Genomic DNA, 17,641 nt, shown 5'->3' on the forward strand with positions numbered 1-17,641 from the left:
CTATAAAATATAGTACTCAATAGAGCTTGATTTTATTTAGACAAGATTTCCTTTTTTATTATCCAGTTTCTAAGATATAGATTATTAAAACTGGAGAGAAACTATGCTATATTAATTTAATATGAATGGAAAATGAGGTTGTAATTATTGAAAGTATTAATAACTGGTGGTATGGGATATATAGGAAGTCATATTTGTATCCAAATGATTGAGGAGGGTTTTCAACCTATTATAATAGATAATCTATTTAGTTCTAAAATTGAAGTATTAAGTAGAATAAAAAAGTTAACTGGGAAACAACCAGATTTTTATCAAGGTGATATTCGCAATGAAAGTTTTGTAGATGCAATATTTCGAAATAATGATATTCAATCTGTCTTTCACTGTTCAGGGTTTAAAAGTATTACTGAATCAATAATTAAACCATTAGAGTATTATGATAATAATGTTAATGGTTCTTTAGTGCTTTTGCGTTCGATGCGAAGAGCTGGTGTTAAAAACATAATTTTTAGTTCATCAGCAGTGATATATGGTAATTCGAATTTAATTCCTATTACTGAAGAAGCTTCAACAGACGGAACAAATAATCCCTATGGTTTCAGCAAATATATGATTGAACGTTGTTTTAGCGATTTGTTGCTAGCAGAATCTGATTGGAGTATTACTTTATTGCGTTATTTTAATCCAGCAGGTGCACATCCATCAGGGATAATAGGTGAAGATCCAAAAGGTATTCCAAATAATTTAATGCCTTTAATTATCCAGGTTGCTACAGGTTATCGAAAATTTCTTTCTGTATTTGGTGATGATTATCCTACAAAGGATGGTACAGGAGTTCGCGATTATATCCATATAATGGATTTAGCAGATGGTCATATTGTAGCGTTAAAAAACTTTAATAAGAAACCAGGGTTACATATATATAATCTAGGTACTGGTAAAGGGTTTAGTGTGCTTGAGATTATTAAATTATTTAGCCAGACATGTTCACTATCAGTTCCTTATCAGATTTGTCCGCCTCGTTTAGGAGATGTTGCTGAGTCTTGGGCTAGTACGGAAAAAATTAAAAAAGATCTTGGTTGGGAAGCAACACGAAGCATGGAAGAAATAATCATAACTGCTTGGAAATGGCAACTAAAAATGAAAAAGAGCAATTATTGATATCAAGTTTGGTACGAAAGCATTCTATTTTTAATTACTAATTATATGTTTATTAAAAATATGCAGGTATACAGGTCTATATCTGTACCAATGGTATGTTAAAAATAAAACAAAACAAATTAGCTAAAATAGGCTGGGTATTTATTATGAATATATCTTTGTTCATTAAGTATATCTCTGAAGTTTACTCCTTTAGTTAGTCGAAGGATTAGCTCTTGCTTGTCTATACGTATAATTAATCCTTCAATATAATTTTGATTATCTTTGTAATTAAGCTTGAGAAGCCCATTCATTCTTAAACCACGATAAAATAATTTATAGCCATCAGTAGTTACAGTTACGGCTATCCGGATGCCTTTTTCGGACAACTCATTAGCATAATAATACTTACCTTTAATTCGAAAAGCAGGTCTTGCCTTTCTCGGATATTTTAATCGATAATATTGACGTTTTTGTGTCAAAGGTATTATGCCCATAAACCATTTTCCTTCTAAGAAGCTTCTATCAAATTTAGATGATACTAAATTTCTAGGTATTCTTGAAGAAGAATAGATGAAAAGGATAAGGATGATGTAATCTTTTCCATCAAGAATAGGTGCTACCAATGACAAAGTGAAAGTAGTTGGTGGCCCGTAACAGATTTGAACTGTTGACCAATCGATTATGAGTCGACTGCTCTAACCACTGAGCTAAGGGGCCATGATTATCTTTTGTATATCAAGCATACTAAGAACATATAAAAAGAGATGATTACTTATTTAGACTTTTATTTTAATTCTGTCCTCAGTTACAAAATTTAGATTTCAGATATGGATAAAATCAATTAGCAGTAGAACTAAAGGGATAAAACTGTTTAAACAATAGAATACTATTACGCTTTCTTAAAAAAATCAATAATAAAATTAAATATGTGATTTTTATCATACTTTATAGCAAAGTATATTTATGAACATAAATTTATAGAAAAATATGTTAAAGTCATCTCCGTTTCTAAAGTGGTTATCAAACTTAAAATACTTGATAGTATTAATTTTAGTCAGCGTTTCTATATAGTAAGCACAAACTAAAGTATATAAAGGGAAATTATGAATGATATAAGATCAAATCTTATACCTATGGTTGTTGAACAAACAAGTAAAGGAGAAAGAGCATATGATATTTATTCGAGACTTTTAAAAGAACGTATCATTTTTCTAATTGGACCTGTTGATGACTATGTTGCAAATATTATTTGTGCTCAATTGCTTTTTTTAGATTCTGAAAGTTCTAAGAAGGATATATTTTTATATATTAATTCTCCTGGTGGTTCTGTGACTGCTGGATTAGCAATTTATGATACAATGCAACATGTAAAATCAAAGGTTTCTACTGTTTGTATGGGACAAGCTTTTAGTATGGGAGCTTTTATCTTAGCAGCAGGGGAATCAGGAAAGAGACTTGCTCTTCCAAATTCTAGAGTTATGATTCATCAACCTCTAGGAGGATTTCAAGGACAAGCTACAGATATTAGCATACATGCTAATGAAATTTTAAAGTTACGAGCTAATTTAAATAAAATTTTAGCAAAACATACTAACAAAATGATAAAACAAATTGAACAAGATACAGAAAGAGATAATTTCATGAGTGCAGATGAAGCTGTTGTTTATGGTTTAATAGATGAAGTAGTACAAAGAAAATAAAATATTTTTATGTAAATCAGAATGATTTTTAGATTTTTAAAAAACTTCAGTTTAAAAAAAACTATTACAAAAATTAGAATTTAGTTAGTATGAAGGAAAAGGAAGCTCATAAAAAGTGATAATTTTTCTACCCCAGTAGTTTTTCTAGAGTTTTTCTGTACATATTTGTTAGTTTAGTTAAATCTGCTACATTTACATTTTCATTTGCTTTATGAATAGAGGTATTTATAAGACCAAGTTCAATGATTTGTCCTTTCATTTTTGCAATAAAACGACCGTCAGAAGTACCTCCAGTTGTTAGTAACTTTGGTTTTTTATGGTTAATTTCATGGATTGCCTTGCTTACTGCCTCCAATAATTGTCCTTTAGAGGTTAAAAATGGTTGACCACTAAGAGTCCATTTTAAGTTGTAGTTTAGATTATGTTTATCTAGTATAGAATAGATACGTTGTTTTATTTTTTTATCTGTAAGTTCAGTACTAAATCGAAAATTAAATTGGATATCTAATTCCCCTGGAATGATATTGGGGGTTCTTGCACCTGAATGTAAATTTGAAATTTGAAAACTTGTTGGTGGAAAAAAGCAATTTCCATTATCCCACTGAGTATTTATAAATTCATTTAATACTGGTAAGCTCTGATGTATAGGGTTATTTGCTAGGTTAGGATAAGCAACATGACCTTGTGTTCCTTTTATATAAAGATTACCTGTAATTGAGCCTCTTCGACCATTTTTAATTATATCTCCAACTTGATGACTGCTTGAGGGTTCTCCTACAATGCACATGTCAATTTTTTCATTACGTTCCATAAGAGTAGTAACTACTCGTGTTGTTCCATTAATAAACTCTCCTTCTTCATCAGAAGTAATTAAAAATGCAATTGAACCTTTGTGATTTGGATATTTAGTGAGAAATTGTTCAACTGAGATAATCATACATGCCAGCGCACCTTTCATATCTGAGGCCCCTCGTCCATAAAGTTTTCCATCAATAATAATCGGTTTAAATGGAGGGGTATTCCATTGTTTTAATGGTCCGGATGGAACCACATCTGTATGTCCTGCAAAGGCAAATAATGGAGAATTTTTGCCGCGACGAGCCCAAAAATTGTTTGTATTTTTAAAATTCATTATTTCAATCTTAAACCCCAATTTCTTTAGACGTGCAATCATTAGTAACTGACATCCAGCATCTTCTGGAGTGATGGATTTTCGTCTAATAAGATCTTTTGCAAAAGTTAAAATTGGACACTTTTTCATTTTAAAATATAATACTTATAACTAAAAAGATTATTAAATCGTTATACTATATTTATATAATTATTGTCTAACTAAAAATTATGGAAACTATTTATTATGCTAGTATTAATGACTATTTTCTTACTATCAGGTAGTGAAGAATTAGAATAGTTTAAAATCAATCTGTTGCTAGTTTAATTATACTCATAGTAGTGTTGGGAAGTTTTGTTTACGGTCTATCATTCTAATAAAATTGATACGCTAAAAATTCTATTAGTGCATCTAATAAAAAATAATCCACTTTGCAATCCCTTTGATAAAGATCAAATACTCGTGCAAAGTACAGGTATGTCTAAGTGGTTAAAGATCAAGTTAGCTCAAGAGATGGGCATTATTGCTAATATCAAGTTTTCTTCTTTTAATGCTTTTATTTGGGAGACCTTTACTCAAACATTATCTAATGTTCCTAAGTATACTTTGTTTGATAGGAACATTATAACATGGAAATTAATGAATATTTTACCGTCTACATTAGATGATCCAACATTTGGTGTGCTACTCAATTATTTTAAAAAAGGGGAAAACGATCATAACCTTTATCAGCTTTCTAGAAAGATCGCAAATATTTTTGTGGATTATATTCTTTATCGTCCAGAGTGGATTATAAATTGGGAAAATAATACTGGGGTAAAGGAATGTGATGGTGAATATTTCTGGCAATCGATTTTATGGAAAAAATTGTGCCAGTATACCTTCAAACAAGGTAAATCAAATTATAATCACGCTAATTTATGTAATAAATTGATGAAAAAACTTACATCAAGCGAAATTGATATCAAAAATATTCCTAGTCGTCTATTTATTTTTGGTATCAATTCTTTACCAACACATTATATGAATATTCTTGAAGCTTTAGGAAAATATATTGATATACATTTTATGTTTCATAATCCTTGTAAGCATTATTGGGGAGATATTTGTGATAGGAATCATCTAACTAAAATAGATCAAAATCAAAAAGAAATAAAAATATCAGATAGCAAATTCAGTAATGCTAAAGATACAGTTTTACAATTTCAAGAAAAAATTAATCAAGAAATAAACCAAGATAGTTTACATATAAAGAATTCTATTGGTAATAGTTTACTTGCTTCAATAGGAAAGTTAGGGAGAGATAGTCTTTATATATTATCAAAGTTAGAAAGTGAAGTTTATGACTTTTTCATTAATATTAAGCGTGATACATTATTACATAATCTGCAAGCCGATATTCTTAATTTAGAAGAACGTCAAAATAACTATAATTTAAATTCAAGTGCTCATAAACAAGTAGTAGATTTAGATGACCAGTCGTTATCTATACATATTTGTCATACTCCTATGCGAGAATTAGAAATACTACATGATGAATTATTAAGAATGTTTAACGCTAATTCTGACTTAACTCCGAATGATATCATTGTTATGATGCCTAATGTTGATACCTATCGCTCTTTTATTCATGCTGCATTTAATAGTGTATCTGATAAACATTATATTTCGTATTCTATTTCTGATTACTCTTCTTTTCAAGAACATCCAATTTTATCTCTATTTATGCGATTATTAGTTTTGCCAAATATGCGTTGTTCAGCATCTGAATTATTTGAATTTCTTGAAATGCCTGCCGTGATGGCCAAATTTCAATTTAGTGAAAAGGAAATTGATATCATTAAAAAATGGATTCAAGAATCAGGAATTCGTTGGGGGTTAGATTCTAGTATTGCTGACGAATTTAATTTGCCTGTTTCTGACCAAAATACTTGGAAATCTGGTATTTCACGAATGTTTTTAGGATATGCTATGTCCGAACAATCTGGATTGTTTAAATCAAAAGATACTATGTTTTTTCCATATAATGAAGTACAAGGGATGAAAGCAGAAATAGCTGGTAAGATATCCTATTTTATCGAAAAAATTAGTTTTTATCGTCTATTACTTAAACAAAGTCAGCCTATTGATAGTTGGGTAAAAATATTATTTAATTTATTAGGTGATTTTTTTTCTGTTGATCTTGAAGGAGAGATGATTTTACAGTCGATTCGTGATTGTATTTATCAATTGAAAAAGGACCTAAACGATGCGGGGTATCAGAAAAATGTTGAATCTATTGTTATCGTTAAGTATTTAGAAAGTGAATTATTAATCAAATGCAATAGTGAACATTTTTTATCTGGAGGGGTAAACTTTTGTAATTTAATTCCTATGCGTTCGATTCCATTCAAGGTAGTATGTTTACTTGGCATGAATGATGGAGCTTATCCGCGTTCTAGTTTACCGGATAGTTTTAACTTAATGTCAGGAAAAATTCAGCTTGGAGATAGAACTACCCGTGACGATGATCGTTATTTATTTTTAGAATCAATTTTATCAGCGAAACATGCACTTTATATTAGCTACATTGGAAGATCAATTAGAGATAATAGTGAGATTTTTCCTTCTGTGTTAGTTTCTGAATTAGTTGATTATTGTAAAAATAATTATTGTTTAAAGGGAACAGAATTACTAGAAAGTCAGTTGTCTAGTGATAAACTTTTAAAAAAGTTACTTCAGTACCATGCTATGGTTCCTTTTTCTCCTTCTTCATTTTATACAAGTACTGGTAGCTATGCTAAAGATTGGGTTCCTTCGGCATTAATTCAAATTCAAAAAAAAGATTTCCAAATAAATGTAAAAAAAGAAGAAACAGCTTCAAAATTAAATTATAAATTAAGTAAGCACTTTCCTAAATTAAGCAATCCATTGAAAATTAAACTGGCTGAATTTCATCGTTTTTGGCGTTTGCCAGTTCAATATTTTTTTAATTATCATTTAAAAGTAGTATTTGATTTATCTTTTACCCAATTGGAAGATAATGAACCGTTTATGTTAAGTTATTTAGAAAATTATCAAATTCGAGAACAATTGTTAGATATGTTATTTCAAGAGTATTTAATTTGCCAAGAAACAGTTCAGTTATTCAATTTAGATGAACTAGCCTATAATTTCTTTAAGCAGAAGCGCGCACAAGGGATCCTTCCTGTTGGTAATTTTGGTGAAATTGTTTTTGAAAAAAATCTTATTCCAGTGAAAATTTTATTAGATAAATTAATTTTTTTATGCAGAAATTCTGATCAAAACAAATATGAAGTTGATACTACTATAGATTTTTTAGATCAATATAAAAATATTCATCTTACTGGTAGGATCAAAAAAAATTACCCATCTGGATTAGTTCGTTATCGTAATGGTCAGATTAGATCTCAAGACTATCTTTCTGCATGGATAGACCATTTGGTAATGGCTGTAATTGGGCACAGTAAATCAACTCATATTATTGGTTATGATTATAAAAAAGATAAATTGCTGCATTTTATGTATTTACCTATTTCAGATCATATACAAGCAAAAAATTGGTTTGAACAGTTAGTTTTTTTATTCTGTCAAGGTATAAAAAAACCATTACCTTATTTTCCAAAAACTGCACTTGCTGCTGTGGAGGCAGGTCAAAACCGAGGTAATTGGATTAATGATGAAGGGAAAGCTATAAAAAGAATGGCCAATATATTTAATGATACTTATCTTGGATACGGAGAGGGGAATAATCCCTATATTGCACGTATTTGGCCTAAATGGAATAGCGAACTAGCTCATCAAGTAAAATTATTATCAGATTTAGTAATGATTCCTCCTAGATTAGCAATTAAACAAATTAAATAACGTAATATTGATTTAGGTTTTTTAAAATTTTGACTTTTCGATCGATTATTCCATTAGAAATTATGACATTTCCTTTACATGGTGCACGTTTAATAGAAGCATCTGCAGGAACAGGTAAAACCTTTTCTATAGTTGGATTATATTTACGTTTATTGCTTGGTCATGGTAATGTGAAAACTAGATATCATAAGCCATTGACTGTGAATCAAATTTTGGTTGTAACGTTTACTGAAGCTGCCACGGCTGAACTTAGAGAACGCATTCGTTTAAAAATTCATGATGTTCGAATGGCATTTTTATATAATAAAAGTAATGATCCACTAATTAATTTTTTTTTAGAAGAGTTAACTGATCATCAAAAAATTGTAGATATTTTATTAAATGCAGAAAGGCAAATGGATGAGGCTGCAATTTATACTATCCATGGTTTTTGTAAACGTATGCTTACTCAGAATGTATTTGAATCTGGTATCGATTTCAGTGATACCAATTTTATTACTGATGATAGTTGTTTAAAATTCCAGGTAATTTCTGATTACTGGCGACGCAATTTTTATTCATTACCTCAAAGTTTGTTAAATGAAATAAAAAAAATATGGTCTAGTCCTATAGATTTACTAAATCAAATTAATAATTATTTAACTATGTCACAACGTAGCATATTTATTGAAGAAATTAATTTTGATTTGCTTGAACTGCATAAAAGTACTCTAAAACGCATTGAGCAATTAAAAGTTCTTTGGTTAAAGTATAAAGACAGTTGTCTTGACTTAATTTGGAACTCTGGTATTAATAAATCCATTTATAACAAAAATAATTTACCTAAATGGTTCAGTGCTATTTCATCATGGTCATTAACAGAAACAAGGGAATACAATTACCCTCATGCTTTACACAGGTTTGCACAAAACATTTTAATTAAGACAACTTCAAATAGCAATGCACCAATTCATTTCATGTTTTCTGCTATTGAAGACTTTTTAACTAATCCAGTAAGTAATATAAAGACACAAATAGTAGCACACGCAATAAGACATTGCAGAATTCTATTGGCTAAAGAAAAGAATGAAAAGCAATTATTATCATTTGATGATTTAATAATTCAACTTTCAAATTCAGTTGATACTCAACCTTTATTAGTTAAAAAAATTCGAACTATATATCCAATTGCAATGATTGATGAGTTTCAAGATACCGATCCAGTTCAATATAATATTTTTAGTCGTATCTACCTAAATAAACCTGAATGTGGCTTATTTATGATTGGAGATCCAAAGCAAGCAATTTATGGTTTTCGAGGAGCAGATATTTTTACTTACATAAAGGCTCGTAAAGAAGCTATTTCTCATTATACGATGAGCACTAATTGGCGATCAAGTTCTGAGATGGTAATGGCAGTAAATCAGATATTTTCTTCAGCTAAAAGCCCATTTATTTATGATCACTATATTCCATTTTTACCAGTGAAGTGTAGTCCTGATGCTCATCAACGTTTCTGGTTAATAAATGGTGATAGGCAACCTGCAATTACTTGTTGGTTTGAACATAAAGCAGTTAAAAAATGTGAATATTACAATACGATGTTAGATGCTACATCTAGCCAAATCAAAAAAATTTTAACTGCTTCCCAACAAGGTCAAGCGAATTTTTTGTGTAATAATAAAAAAGTTCCAATTCAAGCTAGTGATATTGCAATTTTAGTACGTACTGCCAATGAAGCTCAGATTATTAAAGAAGGACTAGAAAAGCAAGCAATTGCTTGCGTCTATCTTTCAAATCACAATAGTGTATTTTCTAGTACAATTGCAAGAGATATACAATATTTAATCAAAGCTGTTTTAATGCCAGAAAATACTAAAGTTTTGATGGCAAGTCTTGCTACAAATCTTTTTTCTTTAGATCTCAATGAGTTAAGTAATATTAATAGTAATGAAATATTATTGGATAAGGTGATTGATGAATTTAAGAACTATCGTAAAATTTTAATAAAATATGGTGTATTTCCCATGATTCGATCAGTTATGACACAACGTAAGATTGCTGAATATTTATTGAAACAAGTTAATGGTGAACGTTTGTTAATAGATCTGATGCATATCAGTGAGCTTTTGCAGAAATCGAATAAAAATTTGACTAGCAATCATGCTTTATTGCGTTGGTTAGTTGAAAAAATTAGCAATGCAGAAAAAGGATTGACTTGTATAGAAGAAGAAGTACAACGTATTGAATCTGATAGAAATTTAATAAAAATTGTTACTGTACATAAAGCAAAAGGATTAGAATATAATTTAGTGTTTTTGCCGTTTATTTTCAGTTATCGAAGAGCTAGTGAATATGTATACTATGATGAGGAAGAAAAAAAAGTTATTTTAGATATTGAATGTAAGGATAATACTTTTCAAAAAGCTGATAAGAAACGTTTAGCTGAAGACTTGCGATTGCTTTATGTAGCTTTAACACGTTCAGTATATGGTTGTTTTATTGGAGTTTCACCAATTCAAAATCTTGATTCTAGCAAAAATAAAACCTCTGTTCATCTTAGTGCTATAGGTTATTTATTACAAGATGGTAAAGAGGGTGATACTGATCATTTAGCAGAATCCCTTAAGTTTCAGGTTAATCATAATCCAGGATTGATAGTTTTAAAATTACCATTTATTGACAAGAATGTGTTTACCACAGATAGTTCTTTTGAATTAATTTCTTCAAAAGAACTAAAACGAAGTATTAATCAATCGTGGAGTATCACAAGTTATTCAAAATTAGTAAAACAAAATTTTTCTCTGAAAAGGAATGATTTTGTTAATGATTTAAATGTCATACACATTCAGAATGAATTAGTAGATTTGGAAATAAAAAAAAATAAATATTCAATTTTTACCTTTCCACGTGGTGCATTAGCAGGTGTTTTTTTTCATAATTTATTTGAAAAAATAGAATTTACACAATCTGCTTTCAGTGAAAGAAATATTTCTTTAATTAAAGAGTTAATTGAAAGTATGCAATTAGAATTAGATTGGTTGCCAATTATTCAAGATCTTATTACTACAGTATTGAGCACACCATTGAATGGTAAAGAGTTGCTATTAAATCAAAAGCCTCCCAATCAAAGATTAATTGAATTGGAGTTTTTTTTACCCATAGAAATGTTAAGTGCATCTTCATTTAATAAGATAGCTCAACACTATGATTCACTTTCATTTCAGGCAGGTAATTTAAACTTTCAAACTGCAATAGGTATGTTGAAAGGTATTATTGACTTGGTTTTTGAACATCAAGGGAAATATTATTTGCTCGATTGGAAATCGACATATTTAGGTGATAGTAGTTCCTATTATCATAAACAAGCTCTAAAAGATGCGATGGTAGAATATCGTTATGATTTTCAGTATCAAATTTATTCATTAGCGTTACACCGTTTTTTACGTAGTCGTATAGGCAATTATAGCTATGAAGAGTACTTTGGTGGTGTATATTATTTATTCGTGCGTGGTATGGATGGTCAATCAGATCATGGTGTTTTTTATGTTAAGCCAGAACTAGAATTTTTAGAAGATTTAGATAATTTGATTGATGGATTTAATCATTGAAAAAAAATGATCCAAATTCTATAAAATTAAATTAATTATGGAAATTACATTTTTAGATGTTTTAAAATTGCTTTCTGAAAAAGGGTTAGTTCGCTTGCTTGATTATCAGTTTGCGCGTTTTATGTCCGATCAGGTATATCAAAATTCAGATGAAATTGCTTTTATCTCTGCTTTACTTAGCTATGAATTAGGTCAAGGTAATGTATGTTTATTGTTTATTAATGATAAAGGAGAAAAGAATCTACTAGATGTAGTAAGTAAATTTAATCTGTCTAGCGATATTATGTTGCAATTAAATAAGAAGATATTACAAACAGATTGGTCTCAAATTATAAAAGATTGTTATCTTATTGGGTTCCAAGATGAATCTCATCCATTAATATTTGATGGACTAAGGCTTTATTTACAGCGTTATTGGCAATATGAATATAACTTAGCATTATTTTTAACTAATTTTAGTGTATCAAGAAATCTTCAATATTCTGAACTAAAGTTATTAGGTAGTTTTTTAGATCAGATAATTTATCGAGATTATGATATTTTATTTCATAAACTTTCTAAATTAAGCTGTTCCATTCAAAGAAAAAAAATATTATATGAGTATTTAGACGTTATTAGTTTTGATAGATTAAATTGGAAAGCAATAGAGAAAGTTTTAATAAATGCTATATACGCAGAGGATTTGAAAGTGCTAGATACACTTATTCCTCAATCATCTTGTCTTAATTGGCAAAAGGTTGCAGCAGCAATAGCCTTAACTAGAAATTTTTTGGTAATATCAGGCGGTCCAGGTACAGGTAAAACTACTACAGTAACTCAACTTTTAGCTGTATTAATTTATCAATTTCAACAGAAAGCAATTACTCCAATTATTAAATTAGTTGCTCCAACAGGAAAAGCAAGTGCTCATTTAACTCAATCTATTGGTGTTTCGCTTAAACATATTGTTTCTATTGCACCAGAATTGAAGGGTTATTTCCCCACTGAAGCAAGTACATTACATGCTTTACTCGGTATGATTCCTAATAGTGTCAATTTTTATCATAATCAACGTAATCCGATAAATGTAGATATTTTAGTTGTTGATGAAGCATCTATGGTTGATTTGTCTATGATGTTCAACTTATTGAATTCTATTCCAAAACACGCACGTTTAATTTTACTTGGTGATAAAGATCAGCTGTCTTCTGTTGAAGCAGGTTCTGTATTAGGGGATGTTTGCTCATTTTATCAATATGGATTTAGCTACAATCAGGCTCAGTTAATAGCTACGCTAACAGGTTACAGTCATAAATCTTTTTTTATACAAAATGTTAAAAATAAAAATTCTATTTCTGATAGTTTATGTATGCTAACAAAAAATTATCGATTTGATTCATGTTCAGGCATTGGTCAGTTAGCAAAAGCTGTGAATTTTGGGGAAATTAGTAAGGTTGAATCTATATTGAAAAAAAAATTCACTGATATTCGGTATTTTTCAATTAAACATGGACATTATAATCATATATTACGCGTTCTTGTTAGAGAGTATGGAACTTATTTGAAAAGTCTTAATCAGTTTCTATTATCTAAAGATGTAGGGAAATTAGAAACTCAAAAACAGGAAGCTAAAAAAGTACTAAAAATTTTTTCTCGATGTCGTTTATTATGTGCAGTCCGTATGGGTGATTTCGGTGTTGTTACTTTAAATAAACATATTGAATATGCTTTGATATCCAGTCAATTAATTCAAATTAAAGGTAAAACTTGGTATCATGGAAGACCCATAATGATTACTAAAAATGATTATGAATTAGGACTTTTTAATGGTGATATTGGAATTTGTATTTGTAACGGAATTGATGTTACTTCTCATTTAAGAGTTTTTTTTGAATTACCAGACGGAAATATAAGATCCTTTTCTCCTAACCGTCTCCCTGAGCATGAAACTGCCTATGCAATGACTATTCATAAATCTCAAGGAAGTGAATTTGATTTAGTTTTAATGGTTTTACCATTAAAGTTTAGTAAAATTTTAACAAAAGAATTAGTTTATACTGGAATTACTCGCGCAAAGAGTTCTTTATTTCTATATGCAAGCATGAGTATTTTAAAACGTTCTATTAATACTAAGATTCAACGTTCAAGTGGTTTAGTGAATAAATTAAAAAAACTAAATAATTTAGTATGATGCAAAATTATTTTTAAATGCTTATTCAATTACTATAATTATTAATTTGATTTTTAGGTTGACTAGAAGTTATTGAATAAGTATAAAGTCGAAGTTTAGAAAAACCAAATAGTTTATTGAATTGATCTAAATAGTTAAATAGTGATTGAAGAAGAACTTGTCTCAGAATTTTTTTAAAAATTCTATTTTCCACAAATTGTTATCAAGGTTACCTAGTATTATGGCTATGTCACTTAAGAGTGCTTTTTTTATGAATTTTCTAGGTAAAGCACCGAATTGGTATAAGTTTTCTATTGTTTTATTTCTTATTATAAATCCTATCGTATTCTTTTTAATTAGCCCTTTCTGTGCTGGTTGGTTTTTAGTAGTAGAGTTTATTTTTACTCTAGCTATGGCTTTAAAATGTTATCCTTTGCAGCCAGGAGGTTTACTTGCCATTGAGTCTATAATTATTGGAATGACTAGTTCGAAACAAGTTGAGAATACACTTCTTGCTAATATCGAAGTATTATTTTTGCTGATTTTTATGGTTGCTGGTATTTATTTTATGAGGCAACTTTTACTACTTATTTTTACAAAAATATTGCTTGGTATCACAACTTCCAAAGTATTACTTTCAGCTATATTTTGTTTTACTTCAGCTTTGCTTTCAGCTCTGTTAGATGCTTTAACCGTAGTTGCAGTCGTAATTAGTGTTATAGTTGGTTTTTATTCAATCTACCATAAAGTAGTTTCAAAGATGGGTAATAATTTCCAGCAAGAAAATATACCAAATGAATATGCATCTGATCGTTTAGATTTAGAAGATTATAGAGCTTTTCTTCGTTCACTTTTAATGCATGTGTGCATTGGTACTGCATTAGGTGGAGTTATGACAATGGTAGGTGAACCTCAAAACCTTATTATTGCTGATCAAACTGGGTGGAAATTTGGTGAATTTATTATTCGTATGTCTCCAGTTACTGTTCCAACTTTAATTTTTGGTTTGATAACTTGTTTATTAATTGAGAAGTTTAAAATATTTGGGTACGGAAAAAATTTACCAAATAAAGTTCGTCAAATTTTAATTAATTATAATAATGAAGCGCGTAGAACTAGGACAAGAAAAGATATTGCTAAATTATTGGTACAAGGTATTATTGCTGTTTGGTTAGTTATTGCTCTTTCTATGCACTTAGCGGCTGTTGGTTTAATTGGTCTTTCAGTTATTATCTTAGTAACTGCATTTAGTGGAATTATCGAAGAACGTTCTTTAGGTAAAGCTTTTGAAGAAGCTTTGCCGTTTACTGCATTATTAACAGTTTTTTTTTCTATTGTTGCAGTAATAGTTGAACAGGGGTTGTTTAGGCCAATTATAGATATGCTATTGTATATTGAAAATAAGAGTATTCAACTTGCATTGTTTTATATTGTAAATGGTATGTTATCGATGGTATCAGATAATGTATTTGTAGGGACAGTATATATAAATGAAGCTAAAACGGCTTTAATTGAAGGTCTGATTAGTCGAGAACAATTTGATTTGTTTGCGGTTGCAATTAATACAGGTACTAATCTTCCTTCTATTGCAACTCCAAATGGTCAAGCAGCATTTTTATTTTTACTAACTTCAAGTTTAGCACCTATAATTCGATTATCATACTACCGTATGATAATAATGGCTTTGCCGTATACTTTAGTTTTATCATTAGTAGGTTTATTGGCTATCTTATTTTTTGTTGAACCTATAACAGTCTATTTTTATAAACAAGGATGGCTCAGTACCCAAAATCTTTAAAGTGTATTTAAGTAATTTTATCAATATAACTTGGTTTACCTAATTTTTTCCAGTGCTTCACAACTGAATGAACATCATCATCAGGTGCAAATGTGCCATGTATTCGTATAGCATGATTTGATCCATGAGGAAGATAAAGCATATCTCCCATTCCAAGTAATGATTCTGCTCCTCCTTGATCAAGGATTGTTCGTGAATCTGTTTTAGTTGAAACTGTAAATGCAATACGAGTTGGTATGTTTGCTTTAATTAAACCTGTTATTACATCTACAGATGGACGTTGGGTAGCAAGGATAAGGTGGATGCCTGCTGCACGAGCTTTTTGAGATAATCTTATGATTAATTCTTCAACTTTTTTACCAACTACTAGTATTAGATCAGCAAGTTCATCAACTATAACAACAATATAAGGTATTTTTTCTAAGTAGGGAGATCCCGTGTTTATGGTATCATCATGATACCAACTCGGTTTTTTTATAGGCTGATTAGCCTTAATAGCTATATTGATTTTTTTATTGAAAGTTGTTATATCCCGAACACCGAGGGTTGACATGATCTTGTATCGACGATCCATTTCAGCTATACACCAACGTAATGCATTTGATGCATCTTTCATATCAGTTACAACTTCAGATAATAAATGAGGAATTCCTTCATACACTGAAAGTTCAAGCATTTTAGGATCAATCATAATAAACCGAACTTCTTCAGGTGTTGCTTTATAAAGCATACTAAGAATCATCACATTCACACCAACTGATTTTCCTGAACCAGTAGTACCTGCTACTAAAACATGTGGCATTTTAGATAGATTAGAGACAATTGCATTACCACCAATATCTTGACCAAGAACAATGCTTGTTGGTGATTTAGCTTTTATAAAAGCTTGACTATTAATGACTTCAGAGAAATAAACAGTTTTTCGATTAACATTAGGCAATTCAATTCCAACATAAGGCTTACCAGGGATTACTTCAACAATACGTACTGTCGTTGTTGAAAGTGATCGTGCGAGGTCCATAGATAAAGTAGAAATTTGACTAACTTTGATACCAGGAGCAAGATCAAGTTCAAACCTAGTAATTACGGGACCTGGAAAAATTTCTACTACTTTAGTTTTTATTTTGTAATCTAATAATTTAGCTTCAATAAGACGAGCAATATTTTCAAGAATGTTATGGTTAATGCAGTTTTTATGTTTTTTAGGATGATAAAGTAAATCCAAAGATGGCATTGATTTTTTTTCTATTTTTGTTAAGCCACATTTTAGTTTGGAAATGTGTTTTTTATAATTTTGGTTTTTTTTTTCATTCAGATTTGTTTCTGGTAGGATTATTTCAAGATTTGTAGGTTCATTAAATTTAGACTCTTCATGAGAGTTATTATGTGCTTTTGTCTGACTATCCAAATATGATTTATTATCGAAAGAAACCGATTCTTTATTATTAGAAATTGAATTATCAGTATATAACGAGTTTTGTTTAAGATTTTCAGAGTTTGTTGTAGTTGATTTTTGTTGATTTTTAAATTGTTCTGGTAATAATGCCGTTGTATTTCTTTTTTTCTTTAGAAAATTTCTAATAAAACAAAATACATCGATGGTTTGTTTTCCTAAGCATTCAACAATTGATAACCAAGAGATTCCAGTTAAAAGTGTAAACCCAGCCCCCCAAAAGAAAAGAAAAACTAATATTGTTCCTAATAAACCTAGTCTAGGTAAGATAATATTTGTAGTAATATCACCAATTATCCCTCCAGATGAAAAATACCAAATATCATCAAAATTGATATCTGCTAGACCACAGCTAGTTAAAATTAGTATTACGCAACCAAGTAAACGAGCACCCCATAACATTAAATCTATAGGATAGTTTTTATCATGAATGCGTTTTTTTAGAAATAACCACGCTATTATTAGTAAAAGAATTGGTATTAGGTAAGCAAGAGAGCCAAAAATAAAAAAGAGCGTATCAGCTATCCATGCCCCTAATATTCCATCAGCATTTTGAATATCCACCCCCCAGTTAGTTTGTGACCAAGATGGATCTGAAGGACTAAAAGTAAATAAGGATATTGATAATAAAATAGATGATAAAACAGTCAGTATTAAAGCGCATTCTTTTAATCGTTGGAAACTATTTAAACGAGAATATTTAGATTCTTTAGTTAATTTTCTGATAGTAGCATCCTTTTTTTTTTGAAATAAGTTCTTAAGCATAAAAGTAAGTTTAATTAGATAAATTAGCAATTTAAAGTGTGTATATTTAAGATTAATAGTAATTT

Annotated in this window: 8 protein-coding genes, 1 tRNA gene and 2 pseudogenes; 6 read left to right on the forward strand and 5 right to left on the reverse strand. The window is 29.6% G+C overall.

The genetic code is table 11. The features are described from left to right. Nucleotides 1–147: 147 nt before the first annotated feature. The gene (gene galE, locus CF66_RS00960) at nucleotides 148–1,161 is read left to right on the forward strand and encodes a UDP-glucose 4-epimerase GalE (RefSeq protein ID WP_016503678.1); all 1,014 of its coding nucleotides are present in this window, start codon (nucleotides 148–150) and stop codon (nucleotides 1,159–1,161) included. Between the two features lie 119 nt (nucleotides 1,162–1,280). Here galE and CF66_RS00965 read toward each other — a convergent pair whose 3' ends face one another. Both CF66_RS00965 and CF66_RS00970 read right to left on the reverse strand, forming a co-directional pair. Then, a complete protein-coding gene (locus tag CF66_RS00965; RefSeq protein ID WP_141631647.1) occupies nucleotides 1,281–1,772 on the reverse strand; it encodes a hypothetical protein in 492 nt (163 codons plus the stop codon). 12 nt (nucleotides 1,773–1,784) lie between these two features. After that, nucleotides 1,785–1,860 (reverse strand) — tRNA-Ile (locus tag CF66_RS00970). 386 nt (nucleotides 1,861–2,246) lie between these two features. Between CF66_RS00970 and clpP the strand changes: the two genes are divergently transcribed. Then, nucleotides 2,247–2,843, forward strand: a complete 597-nt coding sequence (gene clpP / locus CF66_RS00975; protein ID WP_016503676.1) for an ATP-dependent Clp endopeptidase proteolytic subunit ClpP — start codon at nucleotides 2,247–2,249, stop codon at nucleotides 2,841–2,843. Nucleotides 2,844–2,970: 127 nt separating this feature from the next. On the opposite strand, the gene dapE is transcribed toward clpP, so the two are convergent. Further along, nucleotides 2,971–4,104 (reverse strand): succinyl-diaminopimelate desuccinylase, encoded by a 1,134-nt coding sequence (gene dapE, locus CF66_RS00980; RefSeq protein ID WP_034411257.1) that lies wholly within the window; start codon nucleotides 4,102–4,104, stop codon nucleotides 2,971–2,973. A gap of 204 nt (nucleotides 4,105–4,308) precedes the next feature. Between dapE and recC the strand changes: the two genes are divergently transcribed. The 4 genes from recC (at nucleotide 4,309) to nhaB (ending at nucleotide 15,358) form a co-directional block, all read left to right on the forward strand. Further along, nucleotides 4,309–7,821 (forward strand): exodeoxyribonuclease V subunit gamma, encoded by a 3,513-nt coding sequence (gene recC / locus CF66_RS00985; protein ID WP_034411259.1) that lies wholly within the window; start codon nucleotides 4,309–4,311, stop codon nucleotides 7,819–7,821. A 62-nt stretch (nucleotides 7,822–7,883) separates the two neighbouring features. Next, entirely contained in the window at nucleotides 7,884–11,411 is a 3,528-nt protein-coding gene (gene recB / locus CF66_RS00990; RefSeq protein WP_420887550.1) for an exodeoxyribonuclease V subunit beta, read from the forward strand. A gap of 37 nt (nucleotides 11,412–11,448) precedes the next feature. Next, nucleotides 11,449–13,581 carry an exodeoxyribonuclease V subunit alpha gene (gene recD, locus CF66_RS00995; RefSeq protein WP_034411261.1) on the forward strand — a complete coding sequence of 711 codons (2,133 nt, stop codon included), beginning with the start codon at nucleotides 11,449–11,451 and terminating at the stop codon, nucleotides 13,579–13,581. 220 nt (nucleotides 13,582–13,801) lie between these two features. Continuing rightward, nucleotides 13,802–15,358 (forward strand): Na(+)/H(+) antiporter NhaB, encoded by a 1,557-nt coding sequence (gene nhaB / locus CF66_RS01000; RefSeq protein ID WP_016503671.1) that lies wholly within the window; start codon nucleotides 13,802–13,804, stop codon nucleotides 15,356–15,358. Nucleotides 15,359–15,371: 13 nt separating this feature from the next. On the opposite strand, the pseudogene CF66_RS04715 reads toward nhaB, so the two are convergent. Both CF66_RS04715 and CF66_RS04720 read right to left on the reverse strand, forming a co-directional pair. Next, nucleotides 15,372–16,592, reverse strand: a pseudogene (locus CF66_RS04715) (DNA translocase FtsK); the annotation flags it as partial. A gap of 321 nt (nucleotides 16,593–16,913) precedes the next feature. Further along, a pseudogene (locus tag CF66_RS04720) lies at nucleotides 16,914–17,576 on the reverse strand (DNA translocase FtsK 4TM domain-containing protein); the annotation flags it as partial. Nucleotides 17,577–17,641: the final 65 nt, after the last annotated feature.

Source organism: Candidatus Photodesmus anomalopis (assembly GCF_000731785.2).
Classification (GTDB): Bacteria; Pseudomonadota; Gammaproteobacteria; order Enterobacterales; family Vibrionaceae; genus Vibrio; species Vibrio anomalopis.